This is a genomic window from Paenibacillus lentimorbus NRRL B-30488 (assembly GCF_000411595.1).
GTDB classification, from domain to species: Bacteria; Bacillota; Bacilli; order Bacillales; family Bacillaceae; genus Bacillus; species Bacillus velezensis.
This window is the reverse complement of sequence record NZ_ANAT01000019.1, coordinates 26,631-44,466: the sequence shown is the minus strand read 5'-3', so window position 1 is coordinate 44,466 and position 17,836 is coordinate 26,631. Positions and strand designations below refer to the sequence as shown.

The 17,836-nt window shown below is 43.8% G+C and carries 19 protein-coding genes, 2 pseudogenes and 1 riboswitch; of the genes and pseudogenes, 12 read left to right on the top strand and 9 right to left on the bottom strand.

Features of this window, described 5'->3' with window-relative positions; translation table 11 throughout:
- Both D368_RS11200 and D368_RS11195 read right to left on the bottom strand, forming a co-directional pair.
- Window positions 1-977, bottom strand: a pseudogene (locus D368_RS11200) (S66 family peptidase).
- A gap of 63 nt (window positions 978-1,040) precedes the next feature.
- Window positions 1,041-1,544 (bottom strand): N-acetyltransferase, encoded by a 504-nt coding sequence (locus D368_RS11195; protein WP_014305189.1) that lies wholly within the window; start codon window positions 1,542-1,544, stop codon window positions 1,041-1,043.
- A 188-nt stretch (window positions 1,545-1,732) separates the two neighbouring features.
- Here D368_RS11195 and D368_RS11190 point away from each other — a divergent pair, with 188 nt between their 5' ends.
- Window positions 1,733-2,515, top strand: coding sequence for a VLRF1 family aeRF1-type release factor (locus D368_RS11190; protein WP_031379041.1), 783 nt, complete (start codon window positions 1,733-1,735; stop codon window positions 2,513-2,515).
- Window positions 2,516-2,659: 144 nt separating this feature from the next.
- A complete protein-coding gene (locus D368_RS11185; protein ID WP_003153801.1) occupies window positions 2,660-3,196 on the top strand; it encodes a DUF420 domain-containing protein in 537 nt (178 codons plus the stop codon).
- Between the two features lie 64 nt (window positions 3,197-3,260).
- On the opposite strand, the gene D368_RS11180 is transcribed toward D368_RS11185, so the two are convergent.
- Window positions 3,261-3,926 carry a lysozyme family protein gene (locus tag D368_RS11180; protein ID WP_003153802.1) on the bottom strand — a complete coding sequence of 222 codons (666 nt, stop codon included), beginning with the start codon at window positions 3,924-3,926 and terminating at the stop codon, window positions 3,261-3,263.
- Between the two features lie 191 nt (window positions 3,927-4,117).
- On the opposite strand from D368_RS11180, the gene czrA reads away from it, so the two are divergent.
- The gene (gene czrA / locus D368_RS11175; protein ID WP_007407993.1) at window positions 4,118-4,450 is read left to right on the top strand and encodes a Zn(II)-responsive metalloregulatory transcriptional repressor CzrA; all 333 of its coding nucleotides are present in this window, start codon (window positions 4,118-4,120) and stop codon (window positions 4,448-4,450) included.
- Between the two features lie 28 nt (window positions 4,451-4,478).
- On the opposite strand, the gene D368_RS11170 is transcribed toward czrA, so the two are convergent.
- Window positions 4,479-5,000 (bottom strand): CcdC protein domain-containing protein, encoded by a 522-nt coding sequence (locus D368_RS11170; protein ID WP_025852285.1) that lies wholly within the window; start codon window positions 4,998-5,000, stop codon window positions 4,479-4,481.
- Window positions 5,001-5,224: 224 nt separating this feature from the next.
- Between D368_RS11170 and D368_RS11165 the strand changes: the two genes are divergently transcribed.
- The 4 genes from D368_RS11165 to csaA all read left to right on the top strand — a co-directional run bounded on the left by D368_RS11165 (window position 5,225) and on the right by csaA (window position 7,673).
- Window positions 5,225-5,944, top strand: a complete 720-nt coding sequence (locus D368_RS11165; RefSeq protein WP_025852283.1) for an MBL fold metallo-hydrolase — start codon at window positions 5,225-5,227, stop codon at window positions 5,942-5,944.
- Entirely contained in the window at window positions 5,944-6,510 is a 567-nt protein-coding gene (locus D368_RS11160) for a TetR/AcrR family transcriptional regulator (protein ID WP_101563094.1), read from the top strand. The genes D368_RS11165 and D368_RS11160 overlap by 1 nt, the downstream gene beginning before the upstream one ends.
- A gap of 51 nt (window positions 6,511-6,561) precedes the next feature.
- On the top strand, window positions 6,562-7,272 hold the full coding sequence (locus tag D368_RS11155; protein WP_101563093.1) for an AraC family transcriptional regulator: 711 nt from the start codon (window positions 6,562-6,564) through the stop codon (window positions 7,270-7,272).
- Window positions 7,273-7,340: 68 nt separating this feature from the next.
- A complete protein-coding gene (csaA, locus tag D368_RS11150) occupies window positions 7,341-7,673 on the top strand; it encodes a chaperone CsaA (RefSeq protein ID WP_025852277.1) in 333 nt (110 codons plus the stop codon).
- Window positions 7,674-8,273: 600 nt separating this feature from the next.
- Here csaA and D368_RS11145 read toward each other — a convergent pair.
- Complete coding sequence (locus D368_RS11145; RefSeq protein ID WP_014417586.1) at window positions 8,274-8,630, bottom strand: winged helix-turn-helix transcriptional regulator; 357 nt, start codon at window positions 8,628-8,630, stop codon at window positions 8,274-8,276.
- A gap of 168 nt (window positions 8,631-8,798) precedes the next feature.
- Here D368_RS11145 and D368_RS11140 point away from each other — a divergent pair, with 168 nt between their 5' ends.
- Complete coding sequence (locus D368_RS11140) at window positions 8,799-9,545, top strand: SDR family NAD(P)-dependent oxidoreductase (RefSeq protein ID WP_031379045.1); 747 nt, start codon at window positions 8,799-8,801, stop codon at window positions 9,543-9,545.
- A 370-nt stretch (window positions 9,546-9,915) separates the two neighbouring features.
- Here the strand turns inward: D368_RS11140 and D368_RS11130 are convergent.
- Window positions 9,916-10,205: pseudogene (locus D368_RS11130) on the bottom strand (hypothetical protein).
- Window positions 10,198-10,776, bottom strand: a complete 579-nt coding sequence (locus D368_RS11125) for a MarR family winged helix-turn-helix transcriptional regulator (RefSeq protein ID WP_128574804.1) — start codon at window positions 10,774-10,776, stop codon at window positions 10,198-10,200. Before D368_RS11125 ends, D368_RS11130 begins: the two are co-directional and overlap by 8 nt.
- A 199-nt stretch (window positions 10,777-10,975) precedes the next feature.
- Between D368_RS11125 and D368_RS11120 the strand changes: the two genes are divergently transcribed.
- Window positions 10,976-11,200, top strand: a complete 225-nt coding sequence (locus tag D368_RS11120) for a hypothetical protein (protein WP_128574803.1) — start codon at window positions 10,976-10,978, stop codon at window positions 11,198-11,200.
- 43 nt (window positions 11,201-11,243) lie between these two features.
- On the opposite strand, the gene D368_RS11115 is transcribed toward D368_RS11120, so the two are convergent.
- Both D368_RS11115 and D368_RS11110 read right to left on the bottom strand, forming a co-directional pair.
- Window positions 11,244-11,528: a hypothetical protein gene (locus D368_RS11115; protein ID WP_053573314.1), complete on the bottom strand. Its 285-nt coding sequence runs from the start codon at window positions 11,526-11,528 to the stop codon at window positions 11,244-11,246.
- A gap of 84 nt (window positions 11,529-11,612) precedes the next feature.
- A complete protein-coding gene (locus D368_RS11110) occupies window positions 11,613-13,676 on the bottom strand; it encodes a molybdopterin oxidoreductase family protein (protein WP_071391736.1) in 2,064 nt (687 codons plus the stop codon).
- Window positions 13,677-13,822: 146 nt separating this feature from the next.
- A riboswitch (SAM riboswitch) is annotated at window positions 13,823-13,915 on the top strand.
- A 123-nt stretch (window positions 13,916-14,038) separates the two neighbouring features.
- Between D368_RS11110 and D368_RS11105 the strand changes: the two genes are divergently transcribed.
- Genes D368_RS11105 through D368_RS11095 form a run of 3 tightly spaced genes read left to right on the top strand, consistent with a single transcriptional unit; the run spans window position 14,039 to window position 17,809 of the window.
- Window positions 14,039-15,055 (top strand): 2-hydroxyacid dehydrogenase, encoded by a 1,017-nt coding sequence (locus tag D368_RS11105; RefSeq protein ID WP_128574802.1) that lies wholly within the window; start codon window positions 14,039-14,041, stop codon window positions 15,053-15,055.
- Complete coding sequence (locus D368_RS11100; protein ID WP_128574801.1) at window positions 15,048-16,514, top strand: FGGY-family carbohydrate kinase; 1,467 nt, start codon at window positions 15,048-15,050, stop codon at window positions 16,512-16,514. The genes D368_RS11105 and D368_RS11100 overlap by 8 nt, the downstream gene beginning before the upstream one ends.
- A 47-nt stretch (window positions 16,515-16,561) precedes the next feature.
- On the top strand, window positions 16,562-17,809 hold the full coding sequence (locus tag D368_RS11095) for an RbtT/DalT/CsbX family MFS transporter (protein ID WP_014305179.1): 1,248 nt from the start codon (window positions 16,562-16,564) through the stop codon (window positions 17,807-17,809).
- Window positions 17,810-17,836 lie beyond the last annotated feature (27 nt).

Below are 17,836 nucleotides of genomic sequence, written 5' to 3'. Positions count from 1 at the left end.
TTAATGCCGATCGATCCATATCCGTCCGCCTTCTGAGCCGGCTTCTATCCTGCATGTTCCTCCGATCGGGAATGTCATCAAAGGGGAGGTATGGCCGAAATCAGCATTTGCGATAACAGGCATGGATGACAGTTCTTCTTTTGTACGGATGACGGCACGCAGAGCCTCCTCAGACACATTTGAAGCATGCTGGAAACGTCCGATGACAATTCCCTTCACGGCTGAAAAAGCGGGAAGATGGATGAGTGACTGCAAATCCCGGTCAAACATATGAATGTCCGACATATGATCATCTTCTATAAACAGAATCACTTGTTCCATCTCCGGAAAGTATTCCGTGCCCTGCAGAAGATTCAGCGTGCATAGATTTCCTCCGATCAGTGTTCCTTCCGCATATCCGGGTTGAATAACGAGCGGTCCCGGATTCCGATAAAAACGTCTGTCCTCCTGATTCAAATACCATTTATCATCACTCCACTCGGATGAAGGTTTTACCTCATACGGGTTGTCAGAAGCACAGCAGGCCAAGAAAGAGTCAATCGTATAGTCCAGCCCTTTTTTCATGGCAAATGAAGAAAAATGGGGACCGGAATATGTAATAAGGCCGGTTTTTGATATATGGCATGGCCGAGGGCGGTAATATCTGAATAGCCGCAAAGGATTTTCGGATGCCGCTTGATGTTTTCATAATCAAGATAGCGGAGCAGCTGATTTGATTGGAACCCGCCGAGTGTCGTCAAAATCGCTTTGATGTCAGGATCAGCGAAAGCTTCGTGCAGATCCCGTACACGCGATTCAATCGATGATGAATGAAATTCATTTATTTCTTTTGCATTCTCTGAAAAAGAGACACAAAAGCCCAGCTCCTCCAATTTTGTCTTCGCGGCATTTATATTTTCATCTGACATAGCGGACATGCTTGTGGCCGGAGACACAATACGAATGCCGTCGCCTTTTTTCAATTTTTCCGGATACAAAAAAACCCTCCTTAAATGGTTTAATCTATTACACCATATTAACGAGGGTTTATCTATCATTTTTTACAGGTCGACCCATTTAATGCCGCCTGATTGCGTATCATTGTCAATCCAGACATCAAATTGATGTTTTTCATAAAAATGAACGAGCCGGTCGACATGATCCCAATCACGCTTAGCGATGTCGCCCGTCACTTTCGGGATATTCTGCTCTCTGGCGATATGTTTTAAAAATTTCATGCAGATCGAGCCGTAGCCGTGGTTCGGCGGGCCTTTAATATCCCCGATATGAATGGCATTGTCATAATAAGAAGCGATCAGTGAAAAACAGCCTCTTCCCCGGTAGGCTGATTCACAATCAGTCAGCATAATCTTACATGTTTGGCCATCATCAATCGAGGAAACAATGATCCAATCGTCATTGTTCGATTGATCAATACCAAGCACTCGCGCGTCTTTTGATACATCTATCAGATTTTCCCGCATTCTGAAAATCTGAAATTCAAGTTTATGAAGCTCTTTTTCCAGCTCTTTCTGATCTCTTTCTTCTGCAGTAAACAAAATCATACTCCTTTCACAGCGTAAAAGTCTTAGTCAAACACAAGTATCCATTGTAGTAAATGATGTCTTGGTTTGTAAATGGGTTTTGCAAAAACTTTTTTAGAAAAGTCTGCCGTTTATATGTGGATTGACGTTTTTAAGGCGGTACGGATAGGGAAAGGAACAGTGAGCAGCGGAAAAAGGAGGAATCTATAATGGCAATTGACTCACTCATCGGCAAATTGAAGTACGTAATGACGGAATCTCCTGATAAAATGCTTTCCTTATATGTAAATACGGATATGAGAAATCCGGATCAGCAGGGGGGAGAGTGGAAAATCGCCTTGAAAACCGGTTTTCGGAGATTAAAGGAGTATCTGTCTGTAAGTGATCCGGAAGAAGAAAAATCTCTCGTCCGCATCATGGAACGTGTCTATCAATATATCGATGGGCTTGGTAAAGAGATGCCGCGAAGTCTCGTATTTTTTGCATCGGGAGAAGGCGGCATCTGGGAGACGATTGAATTGCAGGTGCCTGTCGAAACACGATTTTATTGGGAAGAAACGGCTGTCCTTGATCAATTAGAACTTCTCCGTGAACAATTTCCGAGCACGGCTTTTATTCTCACCCAGCAGAATGAAGTGAAGATCATAGAAACCGTACTCGGAAAAATTGAAGGGGTGGAGCATTATCAATACGACGTCATCAATGAATCGTGGAAACCGCAGGATGTAAGCGGAAGCTCCGCATCGATGGACGAAGACGCTGCCAAAGCCCATGTCGAAGAAAACCAAAACAGGCTGTATAAACGATTGGCTTCAAACCTTGATCAAAAGGCCGCTTCACACCAATGGGAGCGTCTCGTAATCGCAGGGGACAAAGAAACAGCCGATATTCTCGATCAGCATATGAATAAACCGATAGATCGGATCATTCCAAAAAATCTGTTGAATGAAAACGAACATAAAGTGATAGAAGAACTGTTGAAGGAAGCATAATATGACGAAAGGCCGGGTCTCAAACACCCGGTCTTTTTAGGGCTTAAGTTTGTCTAATTTCTGACGAAGCGGACGAAACCGTTGACATCAAAGCTGAATTCTCATACCATTTGGATAGTCAGTAAAATTGAGAGAGGTCATAAGATGAATCAGACAGAAAACAAACCTAAAAGTTATACCGGTATCGTGCTGACATTGACCGTTTTGATCAACGGGTTAATTGCGGTGCTGTTTTTTATGCCGAAATCGGGACAGGTCAGCATTGCCAATATTCATATTCTGCCGATGTTAAATGCTATTTTTAACAGCTTTACTTTTATCTTTTTGCTGGCAGCGCTCTTTATGATTAAGCAAAAAAATATTCAAGCGCATAAACGCTTTATTTTGGCGGCGTTTACGACGACTCTGCTGTTTTTGATCTGCTATGTCGTGTACCACTCGATAGCTGAGAATACTTTATTCGGCGGCCACGGCATCATTCGGGGGATTTATTTCTTTATTTTGATTACGCACATCTGTCTTTCCGCCGTTATCGTGCCGCTTGCGCTGTTTACGCTGATCAGAGGATTCAGCATGCAAGTGGAGCGCCACAAAAAAATCGCGAGATGGACGATGCCGCTCTGGCTGTATGTCAGTCTGACGGGTGTCATTGTATACTTAATGATCTCACCGTATTATTAAAAAAAGCCGTGCTCTGCGCGGCTTTTTTCTATTAATGGAAAAAGGCGCCTCATCAGGGCGCCTTTTACTCTTCAAGCGTTTCAAGTGTTGTTACATTTAAGGATTGTTCAACGGTTTTTGTTTTTGCTTTTACTTTTTCTGCGTACGTGTAATCACCATAGCAGTAGGGATAACGGAAATTGTCTTTGTTCCCTCCGCAAGTGTAAAGTTTCGGATTCTTTTTGACCTGCTGCTCGGAGTATTGTTTTGCCAGTTCCTCAGTATGCGATCCTCCATGTTCAGCCACAAAATCAATATAGCCGGCTCCCATGTTGTAGCTTTGTATAATCGTATCCAAGTCTACGCCTTTTTTCTTGCCTGTTTGGTACATGAGAGTGAATTGTTTGATTCCCTGTTTGATACTGGTTTGAGGGTTTTTAATCTCATTTCGCTTTAAACCCAGAGATTCTGAAGACTGCATGGGATCATTTCCTCTTCCTTTTGACTCCTGATATATCATGCCGAGTACAAGCGATGTATATTTGGTGAGTCCTTTTTCATCCAGCTCGTCTTCAACAAGCGGTTTGTAATCTGTCAGCCGTTCAAGCACGATCGGTTTGACATCAAACGGAAGACTTTTGAGCCATTCATTATTTGAAAATAACAGAATGAGGAAGAAGGAAACCATGACAAAAACACATATCATCATAAGACCCGCGGCAGCGAAACAGCCTTTTTTCTTTTTCTCCACTGTGTTTCACCCTCAATTTCAGGAGCATTATGACTTTTTCATTATGACACAGATGAATGCGCGAAACCAAGCGGAAACCCGTATTTGAAACATAAATTTAAAATAACGGTTCTTTTGTCAGGCGCAGGATGTATCTGCATCAAATGACATTTGGTATAATTGGGCTACTTGAGAAAAGAAGGGTGAGGTATATGACTGAATTTCACGAATCCGGAAACACGAATGACCCCGCTGTCGATTTAGATGAGGAAACTTTATTTTTGGTTGCCCAGACTTTTAAGGCGCTGTCTGATCCGACCAGAATCAGAATTCTCCATTTGCTGTCACAGGGTGAACATGCGGTAAATGATATCGCAGAAAAGCTGAATTTGCTACAGTCTACCGTTTCTCATCAGCTGCGTTTTCTTAAAAATCTGCGCCTCGTCAAATCACGCAGAGAAGGAACATCCATCTATTATTCTCCTGAGGATGAACATGTGTTAGATGTGCTTCAGCAAATGATTCACCATACGCGGCACGATTAAAAACATCCCTGCTTTTTAGACAGGGATGTCAGCCGTACTGACTGTTATTGGTTTGGTCTCTGCTCGTTTTTAAAACATAAAAAGAGAAGCCGCTGTAATAAACTGCGATGAAATAAAAGATACTGATGGTCAGCGGATCGGCCCCGACCGTTTGGCTGTATGCCTCCGGATGGGTAAAGTCCGCTGTGACCCGGTATATTTCAATAACGCGATAAATAAATCTCGATAGGAATAACGTTAATAGAATAAGTTCAATCCACAGGTGAGTGCGAAAATACATTTTTCCGCGGCGTTCTTCAAAAGAAATGTTCCGTTTGGCAAACAGGACCAGAAGCCAGCCGCAAAAAGTGCCGAATATAAGATACCCGTATAAAGCCGGGTGTGTGATGCTGAAAAACGCCAGAGCGGCGGCCAGCAATGAAAATAAAATCATTCTTGTGTAAAGCCAGCGGGGTTTCAAAGGCTGAAAGCCGACGGACCGTTTCACCTTTTTATACAGAAAAAAGGCAATCATTAAGACAGGGCAGATGCTTTGAAGTGTGATATGCATGATGTGGAACTCCCCCTCCGTTGAGTAGTGTATGCTTATCCGGCTGGTTTTAGTAGTCTGATTTATTCGCAGGCTGAAAGCATCTTTTATCACAGTATGCGCGTTTCTTTTTTTGGCATGAGAGAAGCGCCCGCGCCTTTTTCAGGATTTAGACAGAAAACGCTTGATAAACTAACAGCATTAGTTATAATAAAACTAATGATATTAGTTTTAGGGGGATGTTGATGAGAATCTTACAATACGGAAGGGTTTGGCAGCTGACTTTTTTTCCAGCGCTTTTCCCGGTGAATTGTTATTTGGTTGAAGAAGAAGAAGGAGTAACCCTGATTGACGCCGGACTGCCTAACAGTCATAAAGGAATCAAACAAGCATTGCGGCAGCTTGGGAAGCCGCTGAATGACATATTACTCACCCACGCGCACGGGGATCACATCGGTTCGCTTGACTCATTAGCTGCGGAATTTCCGGATGCTTCCGTCTGTATTTCTGAGCGGGATTCTTTCTTGCTGAAAGGTGACACTTCTTTATTTGAGCATGAAGCACAAACGCCGATAAAGGGGGGAGTGCCGAAAAATGTTCAGACTGAACCTGATCGCCTGCTGAAAGGCGGCGAGCGGATCGGATCTTTACTTGTCATTCCCGCTCCCGGTCATACGCCGGGAAGCCTCGCTTTTAAAGATATGAGAAATGATATGCTGATCGTCGGAGATGCCTTTCAAGTACGGGGCGGCCTTGCTGTTTCAGGGAAGCTGAAATGGAAATTTCCGTTTCCGGCTTTTGCTACGTGGAATAAAGAAGAAGCTGTAAAAACAGCAAGAACGCTTATCGCTCATCAACCAAGCAGTCTGGCCGCCGGACATGGAAATGTTCTCTGCAATCCCGTTGAAATGATGGCTGAGGCTGCTGAGGAAGCCGAACGAAGCCTGCCGGGAGGCCGATCATAATGTCACCGAGAGTCGGGATGAGCCTTGACATGATATTGAGAGCCGCAGCAGGTATCGCTGACGATAAAGGGCTGAACGAAGTGACGCTTGCGGCCGTTGCAAAGTCCTTAAACGTAAAACCGCCTTCCCTTTACAATTTTGTCAATGGCCTTCAAGGAATTAAAACAGAGCTGGCTGTCTCCGGTTTAACTATGTTATATGAAAAAATGGCGGCCTCTTCAGAAGGACTGACGGGTGAAACTGCTTTGCTCGCTCTTGCCGATGCCTATATCAATTTCGCAGAAGCCAATCCCGGATTATATGACGCAACATTTCAAAAGATAAAAGACGGCCGGATTGAGAATCTGTCAAGCCTGCTTTTAGAGCTTGTTGTCAAGCAGCTGACAGCTAACGGTTATGCACAGTCTGACACTGCGATTCATGCTGCGAGAGGACTGAGGAGCCTTCTTCACGGATTTGCCGTGTTGAGAAAACAGAGTGCATTTGAATTAACCGAATCAATTAAAGAAAGTCGGAAGTTTGCAGTTGTTGCTTTCCTAAGAGGTTTACAGATGAGGGAACAATAATATTATTATGTAAACTAAATAAAAAAACGCATCATGTAAAAGGAGGGACAAATGGATTCATTACAACATATCATCTGTGAGCGGCGCACCTATTCACATATTTTTGATTCTCATGCACACACATACTGCCAAATGCTCTTTCCGCTCGAAGGACAGCTTGACTTGGAGACAGAAAGGCGTGAAATCAGATTAAAACCTGATCAAATGCTGTATATTCCGCCCGGGCATGAACATCGGTTCCGTTCTTTGGAGCGAAACGAATGTCTCGTTCTCGACATACCGGCATATTTTTTCAAAGGTCCATTTGACCCCGGCGTTCTGAATAAGCTTGATCCTTTTTGGACATCGATTCGGTTTTTGCTGACAGAAGAGACAAAGCAGCAGTCGGCTCATTCATTGAGTCTGCTTGCAGAATATATTGCTGAAAAGATACAAGAAAACCGTACGAATGATTCAATTGCGTATATCCGCCGAAATCTCTCAAAGACTTTTACAATTAAAGAGCTTGCCGCAATGGAACATTACCACCCGGCGTATTATTCCGACTGGTTTAAAAAGCAGACGGGGAAAAGCCCGCAAGCTTATATTGCTGAGCTCCGTATGAAGAAAGCGGAACAAATGCTTATTGAAACAAAATGCCGGCTGACAGACATCAGCCAGGAGGTCGGCTTTCAAAATTTGTCTTCCTTTACCAGATGGTTTGTCAGACATAAGGGAATAACGCCGCGCGTCTTCCGAAACACCTTTCAATCTGATAAATAATCCTGAAAATCGGTTAAATAAACTGCGTCTTTTTTTGATATCATGATTGTAAAAAAGGAGTTTTTGATATGGCAGTCATCGAAGATTTTATCAAGCTCGATCTCAGAATAGGAACGATCGTAAAAGCGGAAGTATTCCCGGAAGCAAAGGTGCCGGCCATTAAGATGACAATAGATTTCGGCGAAGAGATCGGCATGAAACAATCAAGCGCCCAGATCACAAAACGGTACGAACCGGATGATCTGACGGGCAGGCAGGTTACCGCTATTGTCAACTTTCCGCCGCGGCGGATCGCCGGATTTAAGTCGGAAGTTCTCGTTCTCGGCGGCATCCCGGAAAAAGGAGACGTTGTCCTGCTTACGCCAGAGCAGACAGTACCGAACGGAACGAAAATCGGATAATAAAAAAAGACGTTTGCAGAAGCAAACGTCTTTTGCGTATTGAGGCGATACACCACACGCCACATTCGTGTGTGCCGCAAGGGCATGTGCATCGGCTTACACAATTCAGCTCATCGCTATATGAATATAGCATGCCGGATGTGGAAATGCAAGAGATTTTTTAATATATGTTATATCTGGCTTTGTTTTGCCGATCACCATGATTACTTGGTGTAAGGTTTTGTTCAAATTCTATGATCTTGAATAAAGCAGTTCGAGAAATGCAAGAGGGAATTTGAGCAAATTGTGACCCGAAGTGTGACCTGGAATTAAAATCCGGGTCTTTTTGTGTAAAAAATGCATGCGAAGAGACCATATAGGCATTAAATGTTATTACTGATGTCTTCATTTATCTTTTTGCTAAGTTTCTGAACCTTCTCTTTAACATTTGAAACAGCTCTTTTTTGAATTTCATCAAAGTTCTCCTGAATATAGTCCATCACACTTCTTATTAGAACTTCACTTTCAAAATTGAATATCTCATTTATTTCTGACTGTTCTTCATCTGTCAGGTGATGGTATTGAAGTTGTTTAGCATTTACTTCAGCAGCTACATCAATCCTAACTTAGTTGTTCTGGCTGTACAATTTCATATTCACCTTCTGCATACTCTTGCTCCGCATAATGGCCTCCCCATTGACAGAGCTCCTGCAAGATAGGTTTAAGAGATTCTCCAAGTTCAGTGGATGAATATTCAACCTTCGGCGGTACTTGATTATACATCTTTCTGCTCACAAGTCCACTGGCTTCAAGCTCTCTAAGTGTTTGAATCAGCATTTTCTGAGTTATATTTGGGATAATGCGCTTTAATTCACTCGTTCTCTTTGGTCCATTCATTAAAAAGTATAATACAAGACCTTTCCATTTTCCGCCAATAACTTCCTTTGTCACTTCAAACCCACAGCTAAATTTTTTCATGTCTAAAGCTCTCCATTCCACATTTATTACTTTTTAGTTACTATATCACAAAAAAGTGGGTACTTCCGATAATGTGCTTACTGAAGGATACTATATCTTGTAAGTTGTTCTTCAAGTACTTAAAGGTACTAGACATAAAATAAAATTAATTCTAAAGGAGTGTTAAGTATGGGTAAATTTGAAGGTAAAATAGCGCTTGTAACGGGTGGAACAAGTGGGATTGGTCTTGCTGCAGCACAAAAATTTGTAAACGAAGGTGCATATGTTTATATCACGGGACGTAGACAAAACGAACTTGATAAAGCTGTTAACCAAATTGGCAAGAACGTAACCGGTGTTCAAGGTGATATTTCTAAGCTTGAAGACTTAGACAAACTATATGACATGATAAAGCAGGAAAAAGGTAAGTTGGACATTCTTTTTGCTAATGCGGGCACCGGCAGCTTCCTTCCATTAGGTGAAATTACTGAAGAGCAGGTTGATAGAACGTTCGACATTAACGTTAAAGGAACCATCTTTACTGTTCAAAAAGCGTTATCACTATTCCCGGACAAAGTAGGTTCTATTATTGTAACGGGCTCTACTGCTGGATCAATTGGCAACCCAGCGTTTAGTGTATATGGAGCATCTAAAGCAGCATTAAGAGCACTAGTTCGCAACTGGATTCTTGACCTAAAAGATACTGAAATCCGTGTAAATGTGGTTAGTCCAGGAGCTATTCTTACACCTGCCTACGATGAGCTTTTTGGTGATGCACTTGAAGAAGTAATGGAAAATAGCAGAAATACTGTTCCAGCTGGAAAAGTTGGGACACCTGAAGAAGTAGCAAACGCTGTATCTTTCCTTGCTTCAGACGAAAGCAGTTACTTGACGGGTGTTGAATTGTTCGTAGATGGCGGGCTAGCACAGGTATAATTTCACTGCGCAGAGATTACAAACCGTCCCCAAAAAAAGGTTAATGGGGATTTACTTGAAGAAGTCGTTTTCCTTAAAGGACAGGGAATTCGACTTTTTATGTTTAAATTTGATTAACGTTGTAAATTCGCATTTTCCTGGGCTACCACTAAATGACCTGTAAAAAAGATTACTTTGTGAATAAATGTACTTAAAGTAACGGGAAGGAGAATGTCCAGTTGTTATTTGGAGTGAATTCGGTGGCTATAAAGAACTTAATTCTGCCTTATAAAGTTCTTTTATGAAAGACTTCATGAGATGAAAGAAAACTGGGAAGAAGATGAGGACTGGGACGATTAATAAAAGAAAGCTCTCTTTTAGAGAGCTTTTTTCAGGTTTTTAATTTTTTAACAGGCTTTATAATGAGCAAACAGGCATTACTCAAAATACTCGCCGCGCCTATCCAAAGCAGCCATTGTGTTGCGGTCAGCCATGAGGCAGTTAGGATAAAGAGTCCAATGGCAATTGATATATAATTGCCGGCTCGGTCCAGTTTACGGTTGCTATGAATTTTATATTTAGCATGAGAAATAAATTGATCAATTTTATCTTTCAGCTCATAGCATTTTCCTTCATCTTATCCTCTGTTTCTTTTACTTTTCGATAAAGCATATTATTCATCGTCTGCACTCCCATATCGCCGTTTTGAAAATTCAGCCATGATTTTTTCTTCATAGTCATCTGAGATGAATTGTGCCTGGTCTTCAACTTTCAAATGTGCTTTTTCTTCAAAACCATCCTGTTCTTCACCATCAAAACGATAAAGTTTTTCCAATAGCCTCCAGAATGTTTCAACTTCTTCAGTTGTGAACTCATGAAACATATCCGCTAAAAAATAGGTGGATCTTTCTGAACAGGAAATTAACGCTTTTTTTCCTTCAGGGGTAATCTCAATATTGATTGCACGTTTATCCAGTTTGCTTGGCACCGTGTGAACATATCCTTTTTTCGCGAGGCTTGAAATTAATTTGTTAGCGGTTTGTTTTGTTGTGCCCAGCTTTTTAGCGATATTCATAAGTGTGGTATCTTCCGTCGGTAAATGGGCAATAGCAATAAGAGCCATATGCTGTCGGGAAGTCAACATTTCTAAGTATTCGTCCCCCCGAGTCTGCACCTTATTGACAACCGAAAATAATGATGCGTAACTTTGTTGCATAAAATGCAGTTCCTTCATTAGTAATTTAATATCCATAAGTTATCTCCTATCTAAATTGTCACCATATTGACAATTACAATATACATCACAAAGGGAAATAAGTCAACTTGGTGACTAATAGGGACGGGTACGGCTGTTTTCAAAAATGTCACAGGCAGTCGGAGTGTTTACAAAAGGGGAAATAAGTATAATAAATGCGAAAAGGGCTTTAATTCAAAGTGAGAAGGTGTTTGACATGCAGAAAGTGAACTGGTCAGAACGGTATGAATGGTTCAATAAACAAGATGAAAAAGAGGGGCGTTTAATGGCCCTCCTTCGTCATGAGCTTACATATGAGGAAGTCATACGGTTATATAAGAAAGGGTTTTATTTGAAATCTAAAGAAGGGGATGTTTCGTTACGTAAGAACGATATCTGTCGTATGTTTGGGGTTGAAGAGAGGCAGGGCGGCAAATCTTAATGAACGGGAAGAGAAAAACTCTTCCCGCTTTTCATAGCAGCTGTTATTCTTTTTCCAGCATGGAAGTCAGCCATTCTCTTAATGCCGTCTTCTGCACATACCGCTTTCCGTTTCTCGTGATATGCGGTATGTCAGAGGTGTCAGGCACGATTTGTTTCGCTTCTTCCTTGGTTACTCCTAAATAATAACCAATATAATAGTGTAAATCTTTTTCTTTAATGAGAATGTGGTCCGTGTGTTCATGAGGATCAGGTGATTTAAAGTTTTTCAATCCGTCTCCTATGAAATATCCGGCTAAAGCGATTCCGATGCCGGTAATGATATCCATACAGCAAACCTCCAATAAACGTAATCATTTTTTATACGGTGAAGCCGGCCGAAGGATTCAGCCTTCAGCAAAACCGCCGGGCGTTTATTGCGGACGGTTTTGATTGCTGAGCTTTTCCACCTGCACCTTTCCGGAGAAGAAAACAGCGCCTCCGCCCATATCCGCCAGCCGATCGGGCGTGAGCGAATTGACGAGCTGTTTTTTATCATCCATATCGGCCCAAAGACCTTGGCTCACCGCAACGCCGGGAAGCACCTGTTCGCCGACCGAAACTGTCAATTCGCACTCTCCGCGGTGATTCCAAACTCTAACGGTTTCCCCGTCTTCTATGTTCCGGCGTACAGCATCCTCTGTATGAATAAAAAGCTTTGGCGCTTTTTCTAATTTTACGTGTTTTTTATTATTTGAAAATGTTGAATTTAAAAAATTATGATTCGGTCCCGGGACAAATAAAAGCGGAAAATCGTCATCGCTCTCAAGAGGGATGTGTGTCGGCAGCGCCGGATAACCGTCCTGTTTCATCTTTTCCGAATATAATTCAATTCTTCCGCTAGGTGTCTTGAGCTTTCCCGGAAAAAGCGGTTTTTTCCGTTTGGCTTTCATGAAGGAATGGCGTGAGAGCGCTTCGTAATCAATATCCTCGATATACGGATTGTCGGGAAAGTCCAGCGCCTGTCTGATCAATTCTTCATCGGAATCCTGAAGCTCCTGCTCGGTAAATCCCATTGCTCCGGCAAGCAAACGGAACACTTCCGTATTCGATTTGCTGTCCCCGTAGGGTTCGATCACCGGTTTTTGCAGCTGAATAAAATGATGCCAGTAAGACGTGTAAAAATCCGTGTTTTCAAAAGCGGATGAAGCAGGGAGCACGATATCCGCATATTTGGCGGTTTCCGTTAAAAACAGATCGTGAACGACTGTAAATAAATCCTCCCGCAGCAGGCCTTTTCTGACTTTATTCGCTTCCGGCGCAACCACTGCGGGATTCGTACCGTAAATAAACAAGGAGCGCACGGGCGGTTTTGTTTCTAAAAGAACGCTTCCGAGCCTGTTCATATTAAATGATCGCGGCTTCCGGCCGTAAAGCAGATCAGGCCGCTGGAGCGCTTGTCTGTTATAGTTTAATACCGCGCTGTTGTGCTTGATTGCGCCTCCTCCGGTGTTGAGCCACTGCCCTGTAACAGCCGGAAGGCAGGCGACGGTGCGGACGATCATTCCGCCATTGTCATGGTGCTGAATGCCGTTTCCAATCCTGATAAGGGAAGGGGAGGTTTCCCCGTACATTCTCGCAAGGCGTCTGATATCGTCGGCTTTAACGCTTGTAATAGCAGAAACTGTTTCCGGATCATAGTGTTTAACATGCGCTTTTAATTCTTCACTGCCTTCGGTGTATTCTGTGAGAAATGCTTCATCGTGAAGGTTTTCGTCGAATAAGACATGCATGATACCGAGGGCGAGTGCGGCATCTGTGCCGGGACGAATGGGAATAAACCAATCGGCAAGCCGGCCGGTTTGGTTCTTATGTACATCGATAACGACAATTTTAGCCCCTTTTTTCCGGGCTTTTTGAGCAATCATGATTTGGTGCATATTCGTGCTGACGGCATTGATCCCCCAAAAAATAAAGAGCTTTGCATGTATGGTCTCCTCCGGATCAGTACCCGCTCCTTCACCCATTGTATAGTTATAGCCTTCAGATCCGGCTTTGCTGCAGATCGTCCGTTCGAGATGACTCGCTCCGAGACGATGGAAAAAACGGCGGTCCATTCCCTCTGCCGCCAGTTTTCCCATATTGCCGTAAAAGCTGTACGGAAGAATGCTTTCCGCTCCTTCTTCGGCAATAAGCTCTTTCCAGCGCGAACTGATCGTATTGATTGCTTCCTCCCAGGAAATAGGCGCAAACGCGGCTTCACCTTTTTTACCGATCCGTTTTAACGGAACGGTTACGCGCTTCTCATCATAAATACGCTCAGCCATGTGTCTGACTTTGTTGCAAATATTCCCTGATGTGACCGGGTGATCGGGGTCTCCCTGAATGTTAACGATTTTTCCGTCTTTTTTTGTCACAAGCAAGCCGCATTGATCGGGACAGTCTAGGGAGCACACCGACTTAAAGACCCCGTTCGGCTGTGTTGCAGCAGAATTCATAGCCCATTTCTCCTCTTTGTTTATATTGTAAGCATTATAACATTTCAAAATCGAACGTCAATTCAGAAAAAAGTGTTGACATCACGGAAAGACTTTTCTATGATGAGTTTATTCTTTTAAACAACCTGACAATTTCATCATTTTATTTTCTATCCAGAGAGGTGGAGGGACTGGCCCTATGAAACCTCGGCAACATTTATTGTGCCAATTCCAGCAAGCGTATGCTTGAAAGATAGGAAAGAATGGTCTATACATATTTGTGCGCTTCAAGCGGATAAAGACGGTATATGAATCTCTTTCCTTCTTTGAGGAAAGAGATTTTTTTTATGAAAAAAATTTATGTGAAAAGGATGTTTTGCATCATGACGGTTTTAATTACCGCGCCATATCACGACGAGGGGCTGAAGAAGCTGACTGAGCTGTTCGGCCGGACTGTGCACCGGCCGTGGAAGAAGCACGGCCGGGCCTATCGGGAAGATGAATTAATCCGAATGATTCAAGAGACAAACGCGTCGGGGCTTATTACTGAACTTGATGAGGTGTCTGAGCGTGTTATTGACATATTGCCGGATTCCGCTTTTATCGGTGTCTGCAGAGGAATGCCGTCTAATGTGGATATTGCGGCGGCGACTAAAAGAAAAATCCCCGTTTTCTTTACACCGGCCCGCAATGCCCAGGCCGTTGCTGAAATGTTTATCGGAAATGTGATTTCATTTTTGCGTCATACGTATTCTTCCCATCAGTGGCTGAAGGATGGGAAGTGGAATGGTGATTATTTGCAGGCTTACGTCAAATTCAGGGGAAATGAGCTGACGGGGAAAACAGTCGGCCTTATCGGTTTCGGCGCTGTCGGACAGAGAATCGCCCGGCTATTGGCCGCTTTTGATTGCAAGGTGCTTTACTATGATCCATTTGTCCGTCATGAAAACCGGGAGTATGAAAAAACGACGATTGAACGGGTATTTTCTGAAAGTGATATTGTTTCCGTTCACTTGCCGCGCACAGAAGAAACCATCGGCCTTATCGGCGCGCGGCACTTTCAATTGATGAAACAGGAAGCTGTTTTTGTCAATACGTCAAGAGCGGCGGTTACAGACAGGGAAGAGCTGCTGCGGGTGCTGAAAGAACGGCGGATTAAGGGAGCTATCCTTGACGTGTTTTATCACGAACCGCCTGAATCTTCTGATTATGATTTGATCTCTTTGCCGAATGTGTTCGCGACTCCCCATTTAGCGGGCGCAACATTTGAAGTGGAAGATCATCATGTGAAGATTTTAAATGAAGCGCTTTTCAAATGGAAACAAGATCAAATCTGCTCAATACGTGAACTTTATAACAAAAGAGAACTTGAAACGGAAGGAGGAGGCTGTAATGGCTGAACAAAAAGGCTACCTTGTATTTGACATCGGGACTGGGAATGCGCGAGTCGCGGTCGTGACTGCCGGCGGCGAAGTGACCGCGCTTGAAAGGGAAGACATCGAATATGTGACGGATCCGCTTTATCCGGACGGACGATATTTCTCACCGGAAGGGTTATGGACGCAAATCAGCGCTATGGCAAGAAAGGCTATTGCCAAGAGCCCTCATATTACATTGATTGGAATCACCTCAACAAGCCAGAGGCAGGGAATCGTTCTGATCAATAAAGATAAAAAGGCATTTCTCGGTCTGCCCAACATTGATAACAGAGGGCGTGAATGGGAAGGCGGGATTGAGGCAGAAGAAGAAGTGCATCAGCAAACCGGACGTCTTCCGAGCGCTTTATTTTCCGCCATGAAACTTGTCGGATTAAAAGCCAGACAGCCGTCTTTATGGAAAGAAGTGAAGTGCATCACAAGCATCAGTGACTGGGTGACATTTGAGCTGAGCGGAATTTTAAGCTATGAACCGTCACAGGCTGCTGAAACACTGCTGTTTGACGTAAGGAAAAAGGCGTGGTCAGAGAAATTATGCAACATCTTCGGTGTGCCTTCTGCCATTCTTCCTTCACTCGTCCGATCTGGGACGGTTGTCGGAATGTTAACGTTTAAGAAAGCGGCGGTGCTCGGTCTTTCTGAAAGAGTGCCTGTGATTGCAGGCGGGGGAGACACACAGCTTGCCATCAAAAGTGCAGATGCAAAGCCGGGAGATATCGTCATCGTATCCGGCACAACGACGCCGATTACAAAGATAACAGCGGAGACCGGAACCGAAAGTTTAGAGAATGCATGGCTGAATTGCCATACAGAAGAAGGTCAATGGCTTCTTGAAACGAATCCGGGTGTAACAGGACTCAATTATCAAAAATTAAAATCCATTTTTTATCCGAATGAATCCTACAGCGTCATGGAACGGGAAATCGCAAGTCTGCCGAAACATGATCATGCTTGTATATCTGCGTTAGGCTCCTATTTATCGCCTGAGAAAAACGCACTGGCAAAAGGCGGATTTATATTTGACGCTCCGCTGTCCCAAAACTTAAGCAGAGCCCATTTTGTTAAAGCCGCACTGCTGGAAATCGCTTTTTCAATCAAATGGAACTATGAGGCGTTAACAGAGGTGGCTTCCTTTTCACAAGATTATGTGAAGGTGTGCGGCGGCGGTTTCCAAAGCGATGCTTTGACGCAGTTTCTTGCTAACCTTCTTCAAAAGAAAATCTATAAGAGAGAGGGGTTCAGCCAGGCATCCGCAATGGGAGCGGTGATGATTTGCAACGAAGCTCTCGGTGTGAAAGCAGAGCTTTCGACCCGCACAAAGATAATTGAGCCGGAAGCGGATCAGACGGATCTCTTCCTATATGAAGAATGGAAACATACGCAAAAATTATTTACTCATTTTCAGCCGGCGGTGAAAGCCTGACTTGGGGATGAGATGACAACATGAAAGATTGCTGAGGAGGAACAAAAATGCTTAATAAAATAGGAATTCCAAAACAGCTCGCCTGGGGATTTTTAGGGGTCGTGCTGTTTATGATGGGGGACGGCCTTGAACAAGGCTGGCTCAGCCCGTTTTTAGTTGAAAACGGCTTGACGGTACAGCAATCAGCATCCTTGTTTACGGTTTACGGTATTTCTCTTGCTGTGGCGTCGTGGTTTTCAGGGGTCTGCCTCGAAGCCTTCGGCGCAAAGCGGACGATGTTTATGGGGCTGTTGTTTTACGTCATCGGAACAGCCGCGTTTATCGCATACGGATTTGAGAATCTTAATTTGCCGGTGATGTATGTCACGTATTTTATTAAAGGGCTGGGTTACCCGCTGTTTGCCTATTCATTTTTGACATGGGTGATTTACCGGTCGCCGAAAAACAGGCTCAGTACGGCGGTCGGCTGGTTCTGGATTGCATATTGCTGCGGGATGTTTGTATTCGGTGCTTGGTATTCAAGCTGGGCCATCAAATCCTTCGGCTATTTGAATACGCTGTGGAGTTCAATTTTCTGGGTATGCCTCGGCGCGTTTTTTGCTTTGATTTTAAATAGGGACCGCTTTGAAAAGAAAAAGGCAGATAAGCGGGAAAAGGCGCAGGAATTAATGAAGGGAATCACCATCCTTGCTGAAAATCCGCGCGTGCTCTCTGGGGGGATCATTCGGATCATTAACAGCATCGGAACATACGGATTTCCGGTATTCCTCCCGATGCATATGGCGCAGCACGGCATTTCTACAAATGTATGGCTTCAAATTTGGGGAACGATCTTTCTCGGAAATATCGTTTTTAACTTAATATTCGGCGCAGTCGGCGATGCCTTCGGCTGGAAAAAGACCGTCATGTGGTTCGGAGGAGTGGGCTGCGGCATTTTTACTCTTTTATTATATTATGCTCCTGTTGTATCACATGGGAACTTGCTTTTCGTCAGCATAGTCGGTTTTATATGGGGAGGGCTCCTCGCCGGGTTCGTTCCGATCGGGGCTATCGTGCCGACGGCGGCCGGCAGCAATAAAGGTGCCGCCATGTCTGTGTTAAATCTGGCTGCGGGCCTGTCGGCATTTGTCGGCCCCGCGCTTGCCTGGGCGTTCATCGGGCTTGTCGGCGCACAAGGCGTTGTATGGATTTTCGCAGCGCTCTATTTCGTAAGTGCAATCTTGACAAATCAAATCAAAATACCTGAAGAGAAAACGGCAAAACACAATAAAGCATTGCCTGAATACGCTTCTTAACAGCAGCGCCCCGAAAATTCGGGGCGT

What these genes read in the sequence shown, in the direction of transcription:
- D368_RS11195 (WP_014305189.1), bottom strand. Translation starts at nt 1,544, where the DNA reads ATGATTTTGTTTACTGCAGAAGAAAGAGATCAGAAAGAGCTGGAAAAA.
- D368_RS11190 (WP_031379041.1), top strand. Translation starts at nt 1,733, where the DNA reads ATGGCAATTGACTCACTCATCGGCAAATTGAAGTACGTAATGACGGAA.
- D368_RS11185 (WP_003153801.1), top strand. Translation starts at nt 2,660, where the DNA reads ATGAATCAGACAGAAAACAAACCTAAAAGTTATACCGGTATCGTGCTG.
- czrA (WP_007407993.1), top strand. Translation starts at nt 4,118, where the DNA reads ATGACTGAATTTCACGAATCCGGAAACACGAATGACCCCGCTGTCGAT.
- D368_RS11170 (WP_025852285.1), bottom strand. Translation starts at nt 5,000, where the DNA reads ATGCATATCACACTTCAAAGCATCTGCCCTGTCTTAATGATTGCCTTT.
- D368_RS11165 (WP_025852283.1), top strand. Translation starts at nt 5,225, where the DNA reads ATGAGAATCTTACAATACGGAAGGGTTTGGCAGCTGACTTTTTTTCCA.
- D368_RS11160 (WP_101563094.1), top strand. Translation starts at nt 5,944, where the DNA reads ATGTCACCGAGAGTCGGGATGAGCCTTGACATGATATTGAGAGCCGCA.
- D368_RS11155 (WP_101563093.1), top strand. Translation starts at nt 6,562, where the DNA reads ATGGATTCATTACAACATATCATCTGTGAGCGGCGCACCTATTCACAT.
- csaA (WP_025852277.1), top strand. Translation starts at nt 7,341, where the DNA reads ATGGCAGTCATCGAAGATTTTATCAAGCTCGATCTCAGAATAGGAACG.
- D368_RS11145 (WP_014417586.1), bottom strand. Translation starts at nt 8,630, where the DNA reads ATGAAAAAATTTAGCTGTGGGTTTGAAGTGACAAAGGAAGTTATTGGC.
- D368_RS11140 (WP_031379045.1), top strand. Translation starts at nt 8,799, where the DNA reads ATGGGTAAATTTGAAGGTAAAATAGCGCTTGTAACGGGTGGAACAAGT.
- D368_RS11125 (WP_128574804.1), bottom strand. Translation starts at nt 10,776, where the DNA reads ATGGATATTAAATTACTAATGAAGGAACTGCATTTTATGCAACAAAGT.
- D368_RS11120 (WP_128574803.1), top strand. Translation starts at nt 10,976, where the DNA reads ATGCAGAAAGTGAACTGGTCAGAACGGTATGAATGGTTCAATAAACAA.
- D368_RS11115 (WP_053573314.1), bottom strand. Translation starts at nt 11,528, where the DNA reads ATGGATATCATTACCGGCATCGGAATCGCTTTAGCCGGATATTTCATA.
- D368_RS11110 (WP_071391736.1), bottom strand. Translation starts at nt 13,676, where the DNA reads ATGAATTCTGCTGCAACACAGCCGAACGGGGTCTTTAAGTCGGTGTGC.
- D368_RS11105 (WP_128574802.1), top strand. Translation starts at nt 14,039, where the DNA reads ATGACGGTTTTAATTACCGCGCCATATCACGACGAGGGGCTGAAGAAG.
- D368_RS11100 (WP_128574801.1), top strand. Translation starts at nt 15,048, where the DNA reads ATGGCTGAACAAAAAGGCTACCTTGTATTTGACATCGGGACTGGGAAT.
- D368_RS11095 (WP_014305179.1), top strand. Translation starts at nt 16,562, where the DNA reads ATGCTTAATAAAATAGGAATTCCAAAACAGCTCGCCTGGGGATTTTTA.